At 64.7% G+C, this 21,160-nt stretch carries 18 protein-coding genes; 8 read left to right on the top strand and 10 right to left on the bottom strand.

Translation table 11 applies throughout. The annotated features are described in order from the left end of the window. Positions 1-44: 44 nt before the first annotated feature. Positions 45-1,109 (top strand): class II fructose-bisphosphate aldolase, encoded by a 1,065-nt coding sequence (fba, locus tag IAE40_RS04420; RefSeq protein ID WP_009399343.1) that lies wholly within the window; start codon positions 45-47, stop codon positions 1,107-1,109. Between the two features lie 216 nt (positions 1,110-1,325). Further along, on the top strand, positions 1,326-3,449 hold the full coding sequence (locus tag IAE40_RS04415; RefSeq protein ID WP_200602740.1) for a putative bifunctional diguanylate cyclase/phosphodiesterase: 2,124 nt from the start codon (positions 1,326-1,328) through the stop codon (positions 3,447-3,449). A gap of 3 nt (positions 3,450-3,452) precedes the next feature. On the opposite strand, the gene IAE40_RS04410 is transcribed toward IAE40_RS04415, so the two are convergent. The 8 genes from IAE40_RS04410 to IAE40_RS04375 all read right to left on the bottom strand — a co-directional run bounded on the left by IAE40_RS04410 (position 3,453) and on the right by IAE40_RS04375 (position 12,939). After that, positions 3,453-4,385, bottom strand: a complete 933-nt coding sequence (locus tag IAE40_RS04410) for a carbohydrate kinase family protein (RefSeq protein WP_197892006.1) — start codon at positions 4,383-4,385, stop codon at positions 3,453-3,455. A 41-nt stretch (positions 4,386-4,426) separates the two neighbouring features. After that, positions 4,427-5,917: a xylulokinase gene (xylB, locus tag IAE40_RS04405; protein ID WP_200602739.1), complete on the bottom strand. Its 1,491-nt coding sequence runs from the start codon at positions 5,915-5,917 to the stop codon at positions 4,427-4,429. 16 nt (positions 5,918-5,933) lie between these two features. Further along, on the bottom strand, positions 5,934-7,409 hold the full coding sequence (locus IAE40_RS04400) for a mannitol dehydrogenase family protein (protein ID WP_200602738.1): 1,476 nt from the start codon (positions 7,407-7,409) through the stop codon (positions 5,934-5,936). A gap of 21 nt (positions 7,410-7,430) precedes the next feature. Beyond that, positions 7,431-8,543 carry an ABC transporter ATP-binding protein gene (locus IAE40_RS04395; protein ID WP_200602737.1) on the bottom strand — a complete coding sequence of 371 codons (1,113 nt, stop codon included), beginning with the start codon at positions 8,541-8,543 and terminating at the stop codon, positions 7,431-7,433. A gap of 157 nt (positions 8,544-8,700) precedes the next feature. Then, entirely contained in the window at positions 8,701-9,534 is an 834-nt protein-coding gene (locus tag IAE40_RS04390; protein WP_063546497.1) for a carbohydrate ABC transporter permease, read from the bottom strand. 10 nt (positions 9,535-9,544) lie between these two features. Continuing rightward, complete coding sequence (locus tag IAE40_RS04385) at positions 9,545-10,468, bottom strand: carbohydrate ABC transporter permease (RefSeq protein WP_054895462.1); 924 nt, start codon at positions 10,466-10,468, stop codon at positions 9,545-9,547. 81 nt (positions 10,469-10,549) lie between these two features. Next, positions 10,550-11,860, bottom strand: a complete 1,311-nt coding sequence (locus tag IAE40_RS04380) for an ABC transporter substrate-binding protein (protein ID WP_054895461.1) — start codon at positions 11,858-11,860, stop codon at positions 10,550-10,552. 173 nt (positions 11,861-12,033) lie between these two features. Beyond that, positions 12,034-12,939: an AraC family transcriptional regulator gene (locus tag IAE40_RS04375; protein WP_054895474.1), complete on the bottom strand. Its 906-nt coding sequence runs from the start codon at positions 12,937-12,939 to the stop codon at positions 12,034-12,036. 130 nt (positions 12,940-13,069) lie between these two features. On the opposite strand from IAE40_RS04375, the gene IAE40_RS04370 reads away from it, so the two are divergent. From IAE40_RS04370 to IAE40_RS04345, 6 genes are all read left to right on the top strand, one after another. Continuing rightward, the gene (locus IAE40_RS04370) at positions 13,070-13,570 is read left to right on the top strand and encodes a M48 metallopeptidase family protein (protein ID WP_200602736.1); all 501 of its coding nucleotides are present in this window, start codon (positions 13,070-13,072) and stop codon (positions 13,568-13,570) included. 13 nt (positions 13,571-13,583) lie between these two features. Next, entirely contained in the window at positions 13,584-13,880 is a 297-nt protein-coding gene (locus IAE40_RS04365; protein WP_054895459.1) for a winged helix-turn-helix domain-containing protein, read from the top strand. Continuing rightward, the gene (locus IAE40_RS04360) at positions 13,877-14,518 is read left to right on the top strand and encodes a helix-turn-helix transcriptional regulator (protein WP_234465062.1); all 642 of its coding nucleotides are present in this window, start codon (positions 13,877-13,879) and stop codon (positions 14,516-14,518) included. Before IAE40_RS04365 ends, IAE40_RS04360 begins: the two co-directional genes overlap by 4 nt. Before the next feature lie 108 nt (positions 14,519-14,626). Further along, positions 14,627-15,592, top strand: a complete 966-nt coding sequence (locus tag IAE40_RS04355; protein WP_200602735.1) for a threonine/serine dehydratase — start codon at positions 14,627-14,629, stop codon at positions 15,590-15,592. Further along, on the top strand, positions 15,589-16,542 hold the full coding sequence (locus IAE40_RS04350; protein WP_200602734.1) for an ornithine cyclodeaminase family protein: 954 nt from the start codon (positions 15,589-15,591) through the stop codon (positions 16,540-16,542). The genes IAE40_RS04355 and IAE40_RS04350 overlap by 4 nt, the downstream gene beginning before the upstream one ends. Positions 16,543-16,670: 128 nt before the next feature. Further along, the gene (locus IAE40_RS04345) at positions 16,671-17,408 is read left to right on the top strand and encodes a substrate-binding periplasmic protein (protein ID WP_054893129.1); all 738 of its coding nucleotides are present in this window, start codon (positions 16,671-16,673) and stop codon (positions 17,406-17,408) included. 177 nt (positions 17,409-17,585) lie between these two features. Here IAE40_RS04345 and yccS read toward each other — a convergent pair whose 3' ends face one another. Both yccS and IAE40_RS04335 read right to left on the bottom strand, forming a co-directional pair. After that, positions 17,586-19,769, bottom strand: a complete 2,184-nt coding sequence (gene yccS / locus IAE40_RS04340) for a YccS family putative transporter (protein WP_125931259.1) — start codon at positions 19,767-19,769, stop codon at positions 17,586-17,588. 193 nt (positions 19,770-19,962) lie between these two features. Beyond that, complete coding sequence (locus tag IAE40_RS04335) at positions 19,963-21,144, bottom strand: NAD(P)/FAD-dependent oxidoreductase (protein WP_200602733.1); 1,182 nt, start codon at positions 21,142-21,144, stop codon at positions 19,963-19,965. Positions 21,145-21,160 lie beyond the last annotated feature (16 nt).

Raw genomic sequence — 21,160 nt, 5'->3', positions numbered from 1 at the left:
AGGCTTGCACGAAACAACGACGCTTGTCGGGAGAGAGATACACAATGGCACTCATTAGCATGCGCCAGATGCTGGACCACGCCGCCGAGTTCGGCTACGGCGTTCCAGCTTTCAACGTCAACAACCTCGAGCAGATGCGCGCCATCATGGAAGCCGCCGACAAGACCGACTCTCCGGTCATCGTCCAGGCCTCCGCCGGTGCTCGCAAGTACGCCGGTGCTCCCTTCCTGCGTCACCTGATCCTGGCGGCGATCGAAGAATTCCCGCACATCCCGGTGTGCATGCACCAGGACCACGGCACCAGCCCTGACGTGTGCCAGCGCTCGATCCAGCTGGGCTTCAGCTCGGTAATGATGGACGGCTCGCTGCGTGAAGACGGCAAGACCCCGTCCGACTACGAGTACAACGTGCGCGTCACCCAGCAGACCGTGGCATTCGCCCACGCTTGCGGTGTATCGGTGGAAGGCGAGCTGGGTTGCCTGGGCAGCCTGGAAACCGGCCAGGCCGGTGAAGAAGACGGCGTCGGCGCCGAAGGCATCCTGGACCACAGCCAGATGCTGACCGACCCGGAAGAGGCTGCCGACTTCGTCAAGAAGACCCAGGTCGATGCCCTGGCCATCGCCATCGGCACCAGCCACGGCGCCTACAAGTTCACCAAGCCGCCTACCGGCGACATCCTGGCGATCGACCGCATCAAGGCGATCCACCAGCGTATCCCCAACACTCACCTGGTGATGCACGGTTCCTCGTCGGTTCCGCAGGACTGGCTGGCGATCATCAACGAGTTCGGCGGCGACATCAAAGAGACCTACGGCGTGCCGGTCGAAGAGATCGTCGAAGGCATCAAGCACGGCGTGCGCAAGGTCAACATCGACACCGACCTGCGTCTGGCGTCCACTGGCGCGATTCGTCGCTTCCTGGAGCAGAACAAGTCCGAGTTCGACCCGCGCAAGTACTTCGCCAAGACCGTCGAAGCCATGCGTGACATCTGCATCGCGCGTTACGAAGCCTTCGGTACCGCTGGCAACGCGTCGAAGATCAAGCCGGTTTCGCTGGATGAGATGTACCTGCGTTACGCCAAGGGCGAGCTGGCCGCAAAGGTCAACTGATCCGCTGATGGTCTGGAAGAAACCCGCAGAAATGCGGGTTTTTTTATGGCCGGACGGTGGCAGATACGCGAAAGCCAAGGCGCGCTGACCATTAGTCGGCTATTTTCACTTTAACCATTGATAGCGAACTGATTGCATTGCGTCCTGCAAAGTCGCGTCTAGAGTAGAGAATCGGATCCAATTACAAGACGAAGTCGGTCGGACAAGAGAAGCGGCATGGATGGAGCTCAACCCGCGGCACCGGAAGGCAGCTCAGTACTGCTGGTAGTCGACGACTACCCGGAAAACCTGATCAGCATGCGGGCCTTGCTGGCTCGACAGGATTGGCAAGTACTCACTGCAAGCTCAGGGATGGAAGCACTGAGCACGTTGCTGGAACACGAAGTGGACCTGGTCCTGCTCGATGTACAGATGCCCGAGATGGATGGCTTCGAGGTCGCCCGCTTGATGCGCGGCAGCCAACGCACGCGCCTGACCCCGATCATCTTCCTTACCGCCAATGAACAGTCCGAAGCTGCCGTGCTCAAGGGCTATGCCAGTGGCGCGGTGGATTACCTGTTCAAGCCCTTCGATCCGCAGATCCTCAAGCCCAAGGTGCAGGCCCTGCTCGAACAGCAGCGCAACCGCCGCATGCTGCAGCGACTGAGCCGTGAACTGGAGTCGGCCCGTGCATTCAATGCCTCGATTCTGGAGAACGCCGCCGAGGGTATCCTGGTGGTCGACGAGGCGGGTGATATCAGTTTTGCCAACCCCGCCATCTCGCGTCTGCTGCAGGTGACGGTGGACAAACTGCAGGGCGCCCATCTCCTGGACCTGATCCAACTGCCCAGCGCCGCGTTGTGGCGCGACTCGGACTTCTACCAGGCTTACCTTGGGCGGCAGATCTTCCGCGTGCACGATGCCCAGTTGCGTCCGCCCGAGGGGCCGCTGATTCCGGTGGCGCTGTCGTGCGCGCCGTTGCCCCCTGAACAGAAGGCCATGGTGGTGACCGTACTGGACATGTCGGTGGTGCGCAGCCTGCACCAGCAACTGCAACACCAGGCGGTGACCGACCCGCTGACCGGCCTGCTCAACCGCCGCGGTTTCTACCAGACGGCAGAAGGTGCATTGCTGCACAACGCACGATCCGGCAAGGTCCAGGCCTTGATGTACATGGATCTGGATGGTTTCAAGCGAATCAACGATTCACTGGGCCACGAGGCGGGCGACCAGGTCTTGCGCTGGGTCGCCGAACAACTCAAGGACTGCCTGGGCAGCCAGGCGTTGCTCGGGCGCATGGGCGGCGATGAGTTCACGGCGTTGTTCGATGGCTTGCCCTATGCGGAGCACGCAGGCCGGTACGCCGAGACCCTGATCGAGCGCATGTCCAGCTGTCCGCAGGTGGACGGCCAGGATGTCATTCTTGGCGTCAGTATCGGCATCGCCACCTACCCCGATTGCGGCGCCACCGTCGAAGGCCTGCTGCGCGCTGGCGATGCGGCGATGTATGCCGCCAAGCGCGCCGGGCGCCAGCAGTATCGCTTCTATGATCAGGAGCTCAACGGCCGCGCGCGTTCGCGGCTGATGCTCGAGGATAGTGTGCGTACCGCCATCGAGCACAAGGACTTCACCTTGGTCTACCAGCCACAGGTGGGGTTCGCCGACGGACGCCTGCGTGGCTTCGAGGCGCTGCTGCGCTGGCAGCACCCCAGTGTCGGCGATGTGCCGCCGGGGCTGTTCATTCCGTTGCTGGAGGAGGCGCGTCTCATCCATCGGCTGGCGAGCTGGATCTACAGCAAGGGCGCGTCCCAGCGTCACGAGTGGCGTCAGGTGTTCGCCGACGATGTAGTGCTGGGTATCAGCCTGAGCCGCGCGCAGTTCACCCAGCCGAACCTGGTCGATGAACTGCGGCGGGCGATCCAGGAGTACGGCCTGGAGCCTGCGCAACTGGAAGTGGAGGTGGCGGAAACCTCGTTGATGTACGACATCGACGCGGCGGCCAAGCAGGTGAAGCGTTTGCGCGAACTGGGCGTGCGCGTGGCGCTGGATGACTTCGGCGCAGGGGATTGCTCGCTGCGCATGCTGCGCGACCTGCCGATCGACACCCTGAAGCTCGACCGCCACCTGGTCGCCCGGCTGCCCGATTCGAAGGTCGATACGGCGCTGGTGCGCAGTGTCATCGCGCTGTGCGCCGACTACGGCATCACGGTGATCGCCGAGGGCGTGGAAACAGACGCCCAGGCGCAGTGGTTGCGCGACAGCGGCTGCGCCTACGTGCAGGGCTTCCTGGTTGCGCGGCCAATGACGGCAGGCGACGCGCGTGGTTTTCCGACGGTGTATCCGTGGCGCGTAACGGCGTGAGCCCTACAGCTCATGCGCAAACGGCAGATCCGGCCCGACCCGTGAACAGGTGATCGCCGCCGCACGAATGGCAAAGCCCAGCATGCCATCGATCGTCTCGCGTTCAAGCGCCGCCAGCCCGGCAGGGCTGTCTGCCCCCAGGCGGGCGAGGTAGCTCAGCACCGCCGCCTGGAAGGTATCGCCAGCACCGACTGTGTCTTGCACCGTCAGCGAGGCATCCGCCGGTTGTGTCCATGAGCCGTGCGCGCAATGCACGCTGGCGCCGTCTGCTCCGTGGGTGATGAACACCAGTCGGCAGCGGTCGTTCAGCCAGCCACGGGCCACCTCGGACGGCGTGCGATCCGGATAGAGCAGCGCGAGGTCTTCCTCGCTGGCCTTGATCAGGTGGGCGTGGGCCGCGAAGGCTTGCACCTGGCGTCGCCACAACGCCACGTCGGGCTGCGGGTTGAGGCGTACATTGGGGTCGAGGCTGATCAGCCGGTGTGCGCTTTCGCGCTGCACCAGCGCCAGTAATGTATCCGCCACCGGCGTGACCACCAGGGTGTAGGAGCCCACGTGCAGGCCGCGCACCTGTTCATCGAGCGCCGGCAGGTGCTCGAGGCGCACCTGCCGGTCGGCGCAGCCTTCGCCGCGGAACTGGTACTGCGCCGAGCCGTTGGCATCCAGCCCGACCATGGCCAGGGTGGTCGGTGCATCGCTGGTCACCAGGTAACTGCAATCGACCTTTTCCTCTTCCAGCACCCGACGCAGGCGTGCGCCCAGGTAGTCGCTGGACAGCCCGCCGAACAACGCCGACTCCACGCCCAGCCGGCGCAGGCCGACCGCGACGTTGAACGGCGAGCCGCCGGCAATCGCCTTGAAACCCAGCTCGCTGCTGCGCGGGCTGTCATCCAGGCTGAACACATCGAACAGGGCTTCGCCACAGACCAGGTACATGAAATTCTCCGAAACGAAGTAAGCGGGCAGGATACCTGCGATCAGTGCGCAGGCAGATGCGAAAGATAACGTTGATAGGCTGTTTCGTAGGCCGCCTGGTGTGCGGGCCGGGGTGTGGTGCGGGGGCTTTCGTCGAGTTCGACGCAGCGCTGGCACAGGGCCTGCAGGCTGTCTCCTTCGCCGAGCTTTCGGCCCAGGCTCCAGGCGGCCTGGATGGCAGCGCCCAGGGCGGCGGCTTCGGTCTGGCGCGGGCACACCACCGGCAGGCCGAGCAGGTCGGCGAGCGTCTGGCGCCACAGTGGGCTTTTCGCCGCGCCGCCGACGAGGCGGATCTCCTGGCCCTGCAGGCCACTGGCGCGCAACAGGTCGAGCCCATAGCGCAGGCTGAAGCAGGTGCCTTCGAGCACCGCCCGGCAGAGGTTGGCGCGGGTCAGGTTACTGCTGGTCATGCCGTGCAGACTGGCGCTGGCCTCGGGCAGTGCCGGCACGCGTTCGCCATTGAAGAATGGCAGCAGCAACAGGCCTTCGGCGCCGACGGGGGCTTGTGCGGCGAGCTCGCTGAACGCCGACAGGTCAAGCTGCAACAGGTCTTGCACCAGGGCGCAGGCGCTGGTGAGGTTCATGGTGCAGATCAGCGGCAGCCATCCGCCGGATGAGCCGCAGAAGGTCGCGACTTCACCGTGGGGGCTGACGTGTGGCTCGTCGAGGTGTGCGGCAAGGGTGCCGGAGGTGCCCAGGCTGAGGGTGATCATGCCGGGATGGATGTTGCCGGTGCCGATGGCGCCGAGCATGTTGTCGCCCCCACCGCTGGCCACCCAGGCGCCAGTGTCCAGGCCCAGCGCCCGGGCTGCCGAGGGCTGCAGGGTGGCGATGCAGTCGCCGGGTTCGACCAGCTCGGGCAGTGCCGCCAGCAGGCGCTTGCCGGGCTCGATCAGCGCCAGCACATCGGCAGCCCAGGTGCGATTGCGCACATCGTAGTAGCCGGTGCCCGAGGCGTCGCCAGGTTCGCTGCAGGCACGGCCGGTGAGCCAATGGTTGAGGTAGTCGTGAGGCAGCAGCAGGTGTGCGGCGCGGGCGAACAGCGCGGGGTGATGGCGCTGGCTCCACAGCAGCTTTGACAGCGTATAGCCCGGCGCGACCACCAGCCCCAGGCGCTCCAGCGAGCCTGCGGCGCCGCCGAGGGCGGCCAGCAATTCGTCGTTTTCCGCGGTGGTCTCGGTGTCGCACCAGAGCTTGGCCGGGCGCAGCACTCGGCCCTGGTCGTCGAGCATCACCAGGCCGTGTTGCTGGCCAGACACGGCCAGTGCGCGGATGGCATGGCCGCCGACCCCTGCGTCGGCCAGGGCATTGGCTACCGCCGTGCGCAGCGCCTGCAGCCAGTCTGCCGGATCCTGTTCGCGGCGCCCGTGGTCGCCCTGCGGCGCCGCATGTGCCGCGCTGCCCAGCCCCAGTACACGGCCGCTGCCTGCGTCGAGCACCAGGGCCTTGGTGCCCTGGGTGCCGCAGTCGATGCCGAGGAACAGTCCGTCCATATCGCCGTGCTCCGTCTCAGTCGCCCAGTACCCGGCGCAGGGTTTCACTCACGCCGACTTCACGCAAGCTGTCGTACAGGCGCTCGAAGGCCTCGACAAAGGCCCGCGAGTTGGGGATCGCCGTGCCGAAGATCGCCTCGTCGCCCAGCACCCGGGCGGCCAGCCCTTCGCGCTGGACGACACGGGCCTGGCACTGTGCCGCGCGCGGATCGGGAATGCTGTAGACATTGCCCTTTTCATCCTTGCCACCCAGGTACAGCGCCCAGGCTGCGACTACCAGCGCCACGCGCTCCAGTGGCTTGCCGTCGGCGATCAGGCGGTTGGCGGTGGGCACGATGAACTTGGGGAATTTCGAAGAGCCGTCCGAGCACACCCGCTCCAGCTGGTCGGCGATGGCGCGGTTGGAGAAGCGCTCGGTGAGGCTGTCCTTGTAGTGCGTCAGCTCGATGCCCGGCACTGGCGCCAGTTGCGGGGTGACGTCCTGGTCCATGAAGGTGCGCATGTAGCGGCGCAGCAGGTCGTCGGCGAGGGTCTCGTGGACGAAGCGATAACCCTGCAGGAAGCCCAGGTAGGTCAACGCCAGGTGGCTGCCGTTGAGCAGCTTGATCTTCATCTCTTCATAGGGCGTGACGTCGTCGGTGAACTGCACGCCGACCTTCTCCCAGGCCGGGCGACCGCTGACGAACTTGTCTTCCAGCACCCACTGCAGGAACGGCTCGCAGACCACCGGCCAGGCGTCCTCGACGCCATGGCGCTCGGCCAGTTGGCGGCGATGTTCGTCGCTGGTCATGGGGGTGATGCGGTCGACCATGGCGTTGGGGAAGCTGACGTGCCGGTCGATCCACTGGGCCAGGTCGTGGTTGAGCAGGTGGGCGAAGGCCAGCAGTGCCTTGCGCGCCACGTCGCCGTTATGTGGAAGGTTGTCGCAGGACATCACCGTGAACGCCGGGGTGCCGGCCTCGCGGCGACGGCGCAGGGCCTCGCAGAGAAAGCCGAACACGCTGTGCGGCTGGTCAGGCCTGGCCAGGTCGTGCTGGATCATCGGCAGGTTCTCGAGGAACTCGCCCGTGCTGTCGTCGATGCAGTAGCCGCCCTCGGTGATGGTCAGCGAGACGATGCGGATGGCCGGGTCGGCAAGTTTGTCGAGCAATGCCTGGCTGTCGCTTTCTGCCAGCAGCATGCCGCTGATGGCACCGATCACACGCACCTCGGTGTCGGGGTTTTCGCCCAGCTCGAACAGGGTGTAGAGATGGTCCTGGCTGGCCAGGGCGTCGCGCATGGCGCGGTCTTCGCTGCGCAGGCCGGCGCCGCAGATCGCCCAGTCGAGGGCTTCGCCGCGGTTCATCAGGGCGTCGGTATAGGCGGCCTGGTGGGCACGATGGAAGCCGCCGACACCAATGTGCACGATGCCCTGGCGCAGTTGCGCCGGGTCATAGGCGGGGCGTGCGACCGCGGCCGCCAGCTTGTCGAGATTGCGCTGGTTGAGTTTCATCGAAAAATCCTTGAAGACGGCTCAGGCCGCCTGTTGCAGTCGTTTGTCCAGGGCCTTGCCGGTGCTGTCGAACAGATGGCAGTGCGCCGGATCGAAGCTCAGTTCCAGTTGCTCGCCGTACTCGGGCGCGAAGTCGCCGCGCACCCGCACGGTGAGCATCTCGCCGGAGGCACTGCGCACGTGGCAGTAGCTGTCGCTGCCCAGGCGCTCGCTGACATCGGCGGTGACCTGTAGCGAGCCATGCTCGCCGTGACCGCTGCGGCTGATGCTCAGGTGCTCGGGGCGGATGCCCAGGGTGATCTGGCTGCCGGTGGCCAGATCGCCAGCGCACAGCGGCAGGACGATGCGGGCGCCGCACTCGAGGGCGACCTCGCACTGGTTGCCCTGGTTGCGGCTCAGGTGCCCGCGCAGGAAGCCCATCTTCGGCGTGCCGAGGAAGCCTGCAACGAACAGGTTGGCCGGATGGTGGTACAGCTCCAGCGGCGAGCCGACCTGCTCGATGCGACCGGCGTTGAGCACCACCACCTTGTCGGCCAGGGTCATCGCCTCGACCTGGTCGTGGGTCACGTAGATCATGGTCGCCGCCAGTTCCTTGTGCAGGCGCGACAGTTCCAGGCGCATCTGTACGCGCAGGGCGGCGTCGAGGTTGGACAGCGGTTCGTCGAACAGGAAGATCTTCGGGTTGCGCACGATCGCCCGGCCGATCGCCACCCGCTGGCGCTGGCCGCCAGAGAGCTGACGCGGCTTGCGTTCGAGCATCGGTTGCAGTTCGAGAATGCGCGCGGCGTTGTCGACCTTGCTGGCGACTTCGGCCTTGGCCACCCCCGCCAGGTCCAGGGCGAACGACAGGTTCTTGCGCACGGTCATGTGCGGATACAGGGCGTAGGTCTGGAACACCATGGCCAGGTTGCGCTTGGCCGGGGCGGTGTCGGTGATGTCGACGCCATCGAGGGTGATGCTGCCGCTGCTGACCTCTTCGAGGCCGGCGATCAGGCGCAGCAAGGTCGACTTGCCACAGCCGGATGGCCCGACGAACACCACGAATTCACGGTCGTGTACGTCCAGGTCGATGCCCTTGATGATGGCGTGGCCATCAAAGCCTTTTTGCAGGTTGCGGATCTTCAGGTCAGCCATGTCGAGTTACCTGTGCAGTGGCCAGGAAAAATTGAGGTTTTGCAGAATCCTGTAGGAGCGGGCTCGCCCGCGAACACCGGCATAGCCGCTGCCATGCACCGCAGTGTTTGCTTCGCGGGCAAGCCCGCTCCTACAGAAATGGTGTAGTTGGGGGTATTCATTTCACCGCTCCGAACGACAGCCCGCGCACCAGTTGCTTCTGGCTGATCCAGCCAAAGATCAGGATCGGTGCGCAGGCCAGGGTCGAGACGGCCGAGAGCTTGGCCCAGAACAGGCCTTCGGGGCTTGAGTAGGAGGCCACCAGCGCGGTCAATGGCGCCGCGGCCGAAGAAGTCAGGTTGAGCGACCAGAACGCCTCGTTCCAGCACAGGATCAGCGACAGCAGCACGGTCGAGGCGAGGCCGCCACGGGCGATCGGTAGCAGCACACGGAGGATTTCCTGCCAGGTGCCCGCACCGTCCAGGCGCGCCGCTTCGAGGATGTCGACGGGGATGTCCTTGAAGTAGGTGTACACCATCCACACTACGATCGGCAGGTTGATCAGGGTGTAGACGATGATCAGCGACAGCCGTGAATCGAGCAGGCCGAACTGCTTGGCCAGCAGGTAGATCGGCATCAGCACCCCCACCGGTGGCAGCATCTTGGTCGACAGCATCCACAGCAGCGTGCGCTTGGTGTGGCGGGTTTCGAAGAACGCCATCGAGTAGGCCGCAGGCACTGCGATCAGCATGCACAGCAAGGTTGCGGAGAACGAGATCAGCACCGAGTTCCAGGCGTAGGCGAAGTAGTCGCTGCGCTCGTTGATGTGCAGGTAGTTCTCCAGCGTCGGGTGGAAGATGAACTGCGGCGGCGTGGCGAAGGCGTCGAGCTCGGTCTTGAAGCTGGTCAGCAGCATCCAGAAGATCGGGAAGAAGATCGCCAGGGCAATGCCCCAGCACAGCAGGCCGATCAGCGCATCGCGCAGGCGGCGGGTTTGCTTGAGTGTCAGCATGGCGGGCTCCTCAGCTGCGCTCGGTGAGGTTCTTGCCGATCATGCGCACCAGCACGATGGCGGCGATGTTGGCGATCAGCACGGCAATCAGGCCACCGGCCGACGCCATGCCGACGTCGAACTGCAGCAATGCCTGGTTGTAGATCAGGTAGGCGAGGTTGGTGGACTCGTAGCCCGGCCCGCCGCTGGTGGTGGTGAAAATTTCGGCGAACACCGACAGCAGGAAGATGGTTTCGATCATCACCACCACGGCGATCGGTCGCGCCAGGTGCGGCAGGGTCAGGTGCCAGAAGATCGCCAGCGGTCCGGCACCGTCCAGGCGTGCGGCCTCCTTCTGTTCCTGGTCCAGCGACTGCATGGCGGTCATCAGGATCAGGATGGCGAACGGCAGCCATTGCCACGACACGATGAGGATGATCGATAGCAATGGATAGTGCGCCAGCCAGTCCACCGGCTGCGCGCCGAACAGGCGCCAGACCGCCGCGAGGATCCCGGACACCGGGTGGAAGATCAGGTTCTTCCACAGCAGCGCGCTGACCGTGGGCATGATGAAGAACGGTGAGATCAGCAGCACGCGCACCACGCCGCGGCCCCAGAACTCACCGGCCTCCAGCAATGCAGAGATGAGCACGCCGAACACCACGCTGATCGCCAGCACGCTGCCGACCAGGGTCAGGGTATTCAGGGCGCCGGGCAGGAAGCCGGCGTCGGTGACGAAGAAGCTGAAGTTCTCCAGGCCGACGAAGTCGTTCTCGCCGGGGTACAGCAGGTTGTAGCGGATCAGCGAGAAATACAGGGTCATGCCCAGGGGCACGATCATCCATAACAGCAGCAGCGCCACCGAAGGGCTGACCAGGAACCAGCCGGGGCCGACGCGGCGTTTGCCGGGGCGCGCGGGGGCGTGGGTCGGGGTGTCGAGGGCCGAGGTGTTCATGACGACTCCGTGTACGGCAGAAAGGGGCGAGCAGCCGGCCGCCGGCACACCGAGGGCGGCGTGCTGGCGGTCAGTGGCGGTCTACTTGGGGTAGCCGGCGCGTTTCATCTCGCGTTCGGTGGACGACTGGGCGGCAGCCAGCGCCTGCTCAGGCTTCATCTGGCCGGTCAGGGCGGCGGAGAACAGCTTGCCGACCTGGGTGCCGATGGCCTGGAACTCAGGAATGGTCACCAGCTGGATACCCACGTAGGGCACAGGCTTGAGGGTCGGGTGGTTGGGGTCGACCTTCTTCAGCGACTCCAGCGTGACCTTGGCGAACGGTGCGGCCTGCAGGTAGGCCTCGCTGTAGGTGGAGGCGCGGGTGCCTGGCGGCACGTTGGCCACGCCTTCCTTGTCGGCGACCAGCTGGCCATAGGCCTGGGAGGTGGCCCAGGTGCTGAAGGTCCTGGCCGCGTCCTTGGACTTGGAACTGGTGGGGATCGCCAGCGCCCAGGAATACAGCCAGGTCGCGCCCTTGTCGGTGACTTCCTTCGGCGCGAAGGTGAAGCCCACATCGTCCACGACCTTGCTCTGGCTCTTGTCGGTGACGAACGAGCCGGCGACGCTGGCGTCGACCCACATCGCGCACTTGCCGCTGTTGAACAGCGCCAGGTTCTCGTTGAAGCCATTGCTGGAGGCGCCGGGCGGGCCGTACTGCTTCATGGTGTCGACGTAGAAGTTCAGCGCCTTGGTCCACTCGCTGCCGGTGAACTCCGGCTGCCACTGCTCGTTGAACCAGCGGGCGCCGAAGGCATTGGCCAGGGTGCCGATGAGCGCCATGTTTTCACCCCAGCCGGCCTTGCCGCGCAGGCAGATGCCGTACTGGCCGGCTTCGGGTTTGTTGAGTTTGGCGGCGAATTCGCCCAGTTGGGTCCAGGTCGGTTGCTCGGGCATCTGCAGCCCGGCCTGCTGGAACAGGTCCTTGCGGTAGTAGGTGATCGAGGCTTCGGCATAGAAGGGCAGGGCGTAGAGCGTGCCCTTGACCGACAAGCCGTCGCGCACCGAAGGGAAGACATCGTCGAGCTGATAGTCGGCAGGCAGGTCTTTCATGGGCTCCAGCCAACCCTTGGCGCCCCACAGCGCGGCTTCGTACATGCCGATGGTGAGCACGTCGAATTGCCCGCCTTGGGTGGCGATATCGGTGGTCAGGCGTTGGCGCAGGACGTTCTCTTCGAGCACCACCCACTTGAGCTTGATGTCCGGGTGCTGTTCCTCGAACACCTTGGACAGCCGCTGCATGCGGATCATGTCGTTGTTGTTGACGGTGGCAATGGTCAGGGTTTCGGCAGCCTGGGCAAACACCGGCAGGCTCAGACAGGCAACGGCCACGCAGGCCTTGATCGAGTCGTTCATCGTTGAACTCCTCTTCCGGACCGCAGGGCGGCGCGGAAGTCACTATTGTTTTTTTTGTGTCGCTGGTTGCCGATTACACTCCTGCATCGCCAGCGCAACAAAGCCTCGACTGCACGCGGGCCGATACTTTTTTGCACTGGGGTATTTGCAGTGTGATGCACTGCTCAAACGTTTCAGGAAAGGTTCTGCTCGGTCAGGCGCTGAGTGACCAGGCTGCGGTAGCCCGACGGTGTCATGCCCTTGAGCTGCTGGAAACGCCGGTTGAAGTTGGACAGGTTGCTGAAGCCGGATTCGAAGCACACCTCGGTCACCGGCAGGTCGCTGCGGGCCAGCAGCTCGCAGGACTTGCTGATCCGCAGGCGATTGACGAACTCGACGAAGCCGCGCCCGGCGGCCTGCTTGAAGAAGCGCGAAAAGTAGGTGGGGGTCATGCCAAGGTGCTCGGCGACCTCGTTCTGGGTGAGGTCCTGGGCGTAGTGCTGGAAGATGTAGTCCACCGCGCGGTTGATGCGGTCGACGTTGTGTTCATCGGCCAGCTGCGAGGAGGTGACGGTGGACAGCAGCTGGTAGTCCTCGCAGGCAGCAAGCTGTTCCATGAGGATAAAAAAGTATCCCAGGCGCGTCATGCCGGCACTTTGCGAGATGCGTTGCATCAGTTGCTGGCTCTCGGCGATCAGGCGCGGGTCGCGAAATTCGATGCCATAGCTGGCACGGGCCAGCAGTGGCGTCAGCTGGTTGAGCTCGGAGAATACCTGGCTGCCTTGCTCGAGCACTTCGTCAGTGAAGTTGACCAGCATGTCGCGGGTATCGACCACCTCGTCGGCGGCCACCTGGCTGATCCAGTTGTGCGGCAGGTTCGGCCCCGTGAGAAACAGCGTGCCCGGGGCGAAGTTGCCGATGTAGTCGCCGATGAACACCTTGCCGGAGCTGGCGACGATCAGGTGCAGCTCGTATTCCTTGTGGAAGTGCCAACGCACCAGCGGGCTCGGGAAGCCGTGCTGGCGGTAGATCAGCGAATGGCCTTCGTGGTCGTCCATCAGTTCGTAGGACGGGTCGGTGATCTTGCTGGCTTTGGGCATGGTGAGTGCTTCGAGCAGGGGCGAATACAGCATCCTAGCCAAATTTTGCGTCCTGTAGGAGCGGGCTTGCCCGCGAAAGGGCCAGCCCGGCCAACCACAGGCCCTCACCAATTCGGTAAACTCCCACCCCATGACCACCCTACGCTACTTGCAAGCCTACCCCCCGCACCTGCAGGAACAGGTCCGCCAGATGATCGCCAGCGATCGCCTGGGCGGTTACCTGCAGCAGCGCTACCCCGAGCGCCACGAGGTGCAGAGCGACAAGGCGCTTTACCTCTATGCCCAAGACCTGCGTCAGCAGTACCTGCGCAGCGCGCCGTCGCTGGACAAGGTGCTCTACGACAACCGTCTCGACCTCACCCACCGGGCCCTGGGCCTGAACACGGCGGTGTCGCGGGTGCAGGGGGGCAACCTCAAGGCCAAGAAGGAAATCCGCATCGCCTCGTTGTTCAAGGACGCGGCGCCGCAGTTTCTGCGCATGATCGTGGTGCACGAGCTGGCGCACCTGCGTGAGCGCGACCACAACAAGGCGTTCTACCAGCTGTGCCAGCACATGGAGCCGGACTACCATCAACTGGAGTTCGACTTGCGTGTCTACCTGACCTGGCGCGAATTGCCAGGCAATGCATGAGGATCCCATCAGCATGGACGTGAGCAAGACCAAGAGCAGCTTCTATCGCCGTCTCTACGTGGCCTGGTTGATCGACAGCCAGACCGCCACCAGCGTGCCCGCGCTGATGGAAGCCACCGGCATGCCGCGGCGTACCGCCCAGGACACCATCGCCGCCCTCGCCGACCTGGATATCGTCTGCGAATTCGAGCAGCAGAGCGGCGCGCGCAACCACGCTGGCCACTACCGCATCCGTGAATGGGGTGCGATCGACAAGCAGTGGATCATCCAGCACCTGCGCACTATCCGCGAAGTGCTCGGCTATCCATGACCACCCTCCAGGACACGTTCATGCCGTCCAGCCGCTTCAGCAACTACGCCGCCATGGCCGAGGGCATCGCAGCCCTGTTGTTCCCGCATGCCGAAGTGGTGGTGCACGACCTGGCCAGCCAGACGGTGGTGCATATCGCCAACAACATTTCCAAGCGCCAGCTCGGCGATGATTCCGGGCTCGACGACCTGCCCAGCCAGTTCGATGACAGCACCCGCCTGGGGCCGTATGAAAAGCTCAACTGGAACGGGCAGAAGATCCGTTCGATCAGCAGCGTGATGCGCGACGCCAGCGGCCAGCCCGAGGCGCTGATCTGCATCAACCTCAACGTTTCGATTCTCGAGCAGGCGCGCGATGCGCTGGAGGCGTTCTTCCAGGCCAGCCGCCTGTTGCCGCAACCGCAGGCATTGTTCCGCGACGACTGGCAGGAGCGCATCAACACCTTCCTGCATGCCTGGTTGCAGGCGCGCGGATTGAGCCTGGGCGGGCTGGACCGCGAGCAGAAGCGGCAGTTGGTCGAGGCGCTGCACGGGGAGGGCGCGTTCCGCGGCAAGAGCGCCCATGACTACGTGGCCAACGTGCTGGGGATGGGACGGGCGACGGTGTACAAGTATGTGAAGGCGTTGCGCGAAGGCTGAGGCCACCGCTGGCAAACGACAGGCTTTCAATGTCTGGAAAAATAGTCTACGGTAGAATTTAATTCTACATCGTGGTGTTTGCCCCTGCGCATCGCCCAAGGAGCCCCCATGACCATCCTGGACACCCTGCCCCACGCCATCCGCGAAGCCCACGAAGCCCTTCGTCCCCAGGTGGCGGTCACGCCGCTCAGCCACAGCCCGGGGCTCTCCCGCCAGAGCGGCTGCAATGTTCATCTCAAGTGCGAACATCTGCAGCACACCGGCTCCTTCAAATTCCGCGGGGCCAGCAACAAGCTGCGCCTGCTCGACCCTACGCAGCGTCAGGCTGGCGTGATCACCGCCTCTTCCGGCAATCACGGGCAGGGCCTTGCACTGGCCGGGCAGTTGCTGGGTGTGCCGGTCACCGTGTACGTCAGCAGCAGCGCCTCGCCGCTGAAGATCCGGGCCATGCGCGGCCTGGGGGCCGAGGTTATCGAACTCGACAGTGACCCGCTGTCGGTCGAGCTTGAGGCGGCTCGCCAGGCCAAGCTGCAGGGCAAGCCTTTCGTCTCCCCCTACAACGACGCGCAGATCATCGCTGGCCAGGGCACCATCGGCATGGAGCTGTTCGAGCAGGCGCCGGACCTGGACGCGGTGTTCGTCGCTGTCGGTGGTGGCGGCTTGATCTCGGGCATTGGCGCTGCACTGCGCGCGCTTGCACCCTCGGTGCAGGTCATCGGCTGCTGGCCTGCCAACGCACCCACCCTGCAGCGCTCGCTGGAGGAGGGGCGGATCATCGAGATGCAAGAACTCGATACTCTGTCGGACGGCACGGCCGGCGGCGTCGAGCCCGGCGCCATCACCTTCCCCCTGTGCCAGCAGTTGCTGCATCGCACCGTGCTGGTCAGCGAGGCTGAGATCAGCGCAGCCATGCGCGACGTCGCAGCCCACGACCGCTGGATCATCGAAGGGGCGGCAGGGGTTGCCGTCGCGGGCATGCAGAAACTGGCTGGTGAGTTCCAGGGCAAGAAGGTCGCGGGGGTGCTGTGCGGGCGCAACATCGTGCTGGAGAAGTTCCTGGAGGCGATCCAATGAGGATCATCGACAAGGCGCAACTGGTCGAAATCCTCGACCGGGATTTGGCGGTACGCCTCATCGAAGAGGGTTTTATCGCCTTCTCCGCGGGCGAGGTGCATGTGCCACCGGTGCAGAATTTCGCCTTCACCGAACAAAACGGCGACTGCTGCGTGAAGTCCGCCTGGCTGCAGGGCAGCGATACCTTCACGGTGAAAGTCTCCACCGGTTTCTACGACAACCCGTCCAAGGGCCTGGAAAGCAACGATGGCTTGATGCTGGTGTTTTCGGCCAGTACCGGCCAACCGCTGGCGCTGCTCCAGGACCAAGGCTGGCTGACCTGCCTGCGCACTGCACTGGCCGGGCGTGTCGTCGCCCGCCTGTTGGCGCCGCGCAAGGTACGGGCAATCGGTGTACTGGGCAGCGGAGTGCAGGCGCGGATGCAGCTCGAACAACTGCTGCCGGTCACCGACTGCCGCCGTCTGATCGCCTGGGGCCGCGATGCCGGGCGGCTTGCGGACTATCGACGGTTCGCCGAAGGGCTGGGCTTCGAGGTGCGCACCACTCATGAGGCCCGCGAGCTTGCCGAGTCCGCCAACCTGATCGTCTGCACCACGCCTTCGCGCGAGCCGCTGCTGCAGCGTGAATGGATACAGCCCGGCACCCATATCACCGCAGTGGGCGCCGATGGGCCTGGCAAGCAGGAGCTCGACCCGGCGCTGGTAGCCGCCGCCGATTGCATCGTGGTGGACGCTATCGGGCAATGCAGCCGCTACGGCGAGGTGTCCCACGCCCTGGATTCCGGGCTCATTGCACCTACCGACCTGATCGAGATCGGCGCGTTGCTGGCAGGGCAGGCGAGTGGCCGTAGCCAGGATACCGCGATCACCTTGGCTGACCTGACCGGCGTAGCGGTGCAAGACGCGCAGATCGCGCGGTGTGCCTTGATGTCCCTTGAGGCAAGAGGCTAAGGAGACCTGCTCGCACAGTTCGGCCAAAATAGAGGCTAAATGACATCATCGTCCGCTGCCGTTGCCTGTCGCCTTTGTGTACTCTCCCGTAATCAGTGTGGGGCTCTCAACTGCGAAAGGAACTGAGCATGCGGCCACTGCTTTGCGTTCTGGGATTGACCGCAATGATGTTCACGGCGCTCGCGGCGGCGCAGCCACCGCTGCGCCTGGTGGCTGACAAATGGCCGCCGTTCTCCGACAGTGCCATGCCGGGCGGAGGCCTGGCCACCAGCATCGTCACTACGGCACTCACCCGCGCCGGGTACGCCAGCGAGTTCGAGGAAGTGCCCTGGGCGCGGGCGCTGCTGGGGATTGGCGAGGGGCGCTACGACGTGCTTATCAATGCCTGGTACAACGAATCGCGTACTCGCCTGGGCCAGTTCTCGGGGGCCTACCTGACCAACCGTATTCGCCTGCTCAAGCGCCAGCGCGAGGTACTTGGCTTCAAGCGACTGGCCGATCTTTATCCGTACAGCATCGCTGTTGTGCGTGACTACGCCTACTCACAAGCGTTCGATGGCGACAGCCGGCTGAACAAGGTGGCGGTGCGCAACTTCCCGTCGGCGATCCGCATGCTGGCGGCAGGGCGCGTGGACCTGGCGGTCGAGGACGAGTACGTGGCGCGCTACAACCTGCAGCGTGAGCCGCAGGAGGTGCGCGAGGCGGTGGATTTCGTCGAGCGGCCGCTGGGGGAGAACAGCCTGCATATCCTCGTCAGCCTTCAGCATCCTGAGCATCGGCAGATCGTCGAGCGTTTCGAGCGGGCGATTGCAGCGATGAAGGCCGATGGCAGCTATGCGCGGTTGTTGAAGCAGTATGGCTTGTGACCTGGAGTGTCGGTGCCGGCCCTATCGCGGGACGAGCCCGCTCCCACAGGTACAGTGCAGGCCTGAACATCTGGGAGCAACTGTCTTGCTCAAAATTTAAAGTTCAGCCAATTCCTGTGGTAGCGGCCCTATCGCGCTCCGACTCGTCCCGCGGTAGGGCCGGTGCGGACAGCCGACTCAAGCCGGCTCCCCTTCCTTGATCAGATGCGCCGCCAATGTACGCAACGGCCCCAGTTGCCGGCAGATCAACGCCAACTGGGTCTGTACCAGTCGCTGATGCTCATCCAGCTCCTCGGGCATCTGCTCCAGCTGGTTGGCCAGCGCTTCTTCTTCATCGCTGTGAATGGCCACCGGCAGCCGCGCCGCCAGGCCATTGGCGATCTCGTCGAGACTGCGCGCCAGGCTGCTGCCGACGCCATCGATCAACTGCTCGTGCACTTCGGCAGGCAACGCCGTGTCCCGGTGTGCGCCCAGCCCTGACAGGTAGCTGAGCAAGGTGTGCGACAGCACCAGGAAGCGGAAGCCCACATCGGCCTCCTTGCGGAAGTGCCCCGGCTCCATGAGCATGTTCGACAGTGTGGTCGACAACGCCGCGTCGGCGTTGTGGGCGTTGCGCCGTGCCAGGCGGTAGGCGAGGTCGTCGCGCTTGCCGTTGGCGTACTGCTGCATGATCTGGCGCAGGTACAGGCTGGCGCAGGTCAGGGTGTTGGCCAGCACCTTGTTCAGGCGTCGCCCCTGCCAGTCGGGCAGGAACAGGAACACCGCGAGGATCGCGATCAGGGCGCCCACCAGGGTGTCGAACAGGCGCGGCAGGAACAGCCCGTAGCCATCGCCGATCTGGTTGAAGCAGAACAGCACCATCAGCGTGATCGCCGCCGTGGCCAGGGTGTAGCGGGTGGTGCGGTTGACGAAGAACACCACGCCAGCGACCACCGCGAACAGCGACTGGACGATCGGGTTGGGGAACAGGTCGAACAGCGCCCAGCCAACTGTCAGGCCGATGGCGGTACCGAAGATCCGCTGCACCAGCTTGCGCCGTGTCGCGCCATAGTTGGGCTGGCAGACGAACAGGGTGGTGAGGATGATCCAGTAGCCTTGCGTGGGGTGGATCAGGTGCACCATGCCATAGCCGATCGACAGCGCCAGCGGCAGGCGCAGGGCGTGGCGGAACAGCAGCGAGGTGGGCGTGAGCTGGGTGCGCAGGCGTTTCCACACTTCCTTGAACGTGCGCGGCGAGCGGTCGAGCAGGCTGCTGTCGCTGGCGTCGGCGAGGCTGTCGGGGTTGCTGGCTGCGCCGAGCAAGCGGTCCAGCGTGGCCAGGTTCACCGCCAGTGCCCGCAGCGAGCGCAGCAGGCTGCGCCAGGCCGGGTTGTTCTGGGTGCGCAGATGCTCCAGCGAGGCGTTCAGGTCTTCCAGTGCCTCGGGGTAGCCGCTGGCGAGCACGAACGGCTGGCGCAGGCGGATCGAACGGGCCAGCTCCTGGCAGGACGAACCCTGTTTGCGCAACAGGCGCTGGCAGCGGAACATCACATCACTGTGGAAGAACGCCTCGCTCAGGGCGTTGTAGGGGTAGTGCGAGGCGCTGACGCGCTCGTGGATGTCCTGGGCCAGGAAGTACAGCTTCAGGTAACGACTGACCTTGGAGTTGGGCTGGCTGTTGCCGACCCGGTGCAGGATGATTTCCTTGGCGGCATTGAGCGCGGCCACCACCTTGCCGTTCTGCTTGGCCAGCTCCAGGCGCGTGGCCTCCACGTCGAGGGTGCGCACCGGTTCGAACAGACTGGCCTTGAGCTTGAGGTAGCTGCCCAGCTCGTAGAACAGCTTGGCCAGGCTCTGCTGCACCGGCTGGTTGGAGAACAGCGCCTGCCAGAGTACCGAGAGCGCCCCGTACCACGCGGCACCAGCCACCAGCAGCAGCGGCTCGTGCCAGAAATCGGTGACCACGCCGCCGCGCTGGTCAACGCCGATCATGGTGTACACCGACAGGATCAGCGTCGCCGAGGCGATGGCGCCATAGCGTTCGCCCAGGGCACCGAGCATGGTCAGGCCAAAGGCTGCCAGGGCCAGTGAGCCGGCGAAGATCCAGGGGTAGGGGAAGAGCAGCTCGACCGACAACGCGGCGATGGCGAAACACACCAGCGTGACGGCCAGCGCACTGAGACGGCCCTGCCAGCCGTCGTCGGTCTCGGCCAGGGCGCTGGCAATGATGCCGAGGAACAACGGGATGAGCAGGCTCATCTCGTTCTGGTACCAGCACCAGGCCATGGTGCCGGTCAGGGCGATGGTCACCCGGATGGCATAGCTGAACTTGTCTTGGCCCCACAAGCGACGCAATGAATGGCGGAACGAGCTCGATGACATAGTGGCCTGCTGGACAGAGTTCGAATGAGGACCTTGGGACCGACGCGGCTGCGCTGCCTTTCGCGGGCAAGCCCGCTCCCACAAGGCCAGCACTATCCTGTGGGAGCGGGCTTGCCCGCGAAAGGCAGCGCACTCGGTCAAATCTTCCCGGCACAGACCAGCAAGAAGCGTTCCGTGCTGAAAGGATTCTACTCTAAACGAACTGCGCCGCTGCGTTGGCAGAAGCCCACGCCCACTGGAAATTGAACCCGCCCAGGTGGCCGCTGACGTCCAGCACCTCGCCGATGAAGAACAATCCCGGGCTCTTGAGCGATTCCATGGTCTTGGACGACACCTCGCGAGTGTCGACGCCGCCCAGGGTCACTTCCGCGGTGCGGTAGCCCTCGGTACCTGCCGGCACCAGTTGCCAGGCCGCGAGCTGCCCGGCGATCTGGGTCAATTCTGCCGGGGTGTACTGCTTCAAGGGTTTCGAAACGAACCACTGTTCGGCCAGCAGGGTCGCCAGCTTGCGGGTGAACACCTCGCCCAGCACGGTCTTCAGCTCGCTGTTGGGGCGCTCGGCCTGCACGCCTTGCAGCCACTCCAGCGCATCGCGGTCCGGCAACAGGTTGATCTCCAGCGTGTCGCCCGCTTCCCAGTACGAGGAAATCTGCAGGATCGCCGGGCCACTCAGGCCGCGATGGGTGAACAGCAGGTTTTCGCGAAAACTGGTGCCGTTGCAACTGGCGATGCAGTCCAGCGACGTGCCAGAGAGCTCAGTGCACAATGCCTTGAGCTGGGGCTCGGTGATGGTGAACGGCACCAGCGCGGCGCGGGTCGGCAGCAGGGCGTGGCCGAACTGACGGGCGACCTGGTAGCCGAAGCCGGTTGCGCCCAGGGTCGGGATCGACAGACCGCCGGTCGCGATCACCAGCGACTGGCAGGCAAATTCTCCGGCACTGGTGTGCAGACGATAACCGCTGTCGGTCTTCTCGATCCGTTCGATGCTGGTGTTCATCCGCAGCTCGGCGCCGGCGTCGTCGCATTCGGCCAGGAGCATGTCGAGGATATCGCTGGACTTGTTGTCGCAGAACAGCTGGCCGAGCTTCTTCTCGTGGTACGGCACACCGTGCTTGGCGACCAGCTCGATGAAGTCCCACTGGGTGTAGCGCGCCAGCGCCGACTTGCAGAAGTGCGGGTTCTGCGAGAGGAAATTGGCGGGCTCGGTGTACATGTTGGTGAAGTTGCAGCGCCCGCCGCCGGACATGAGGATTTTCTTGCCCGGTTTGTTGGCATGGTCGAGCAGCAGCACGCGGCGGCCGCGGCGCGCGCTGAGCTGGGCGCACATCAGGCCGGCGGCGCCGGCGCCGAGGATGATCACGTCGGTGGAGTGCACGGTGTTACCTCATGGA

It is taken from the genome of Pseudomonas sp. S44 (assembly GCF_016624805.1).
GTDB lineage: Bacteria > Pseudomonadota > Gammaproteobacteria > Pseudomonadales > Pseudomonadaceae > Aquipseudomonas > Aquipseudomonas machongensis.
This window is presented reverse-complemented; position numbering and strand designations above follow the sequence as displayed.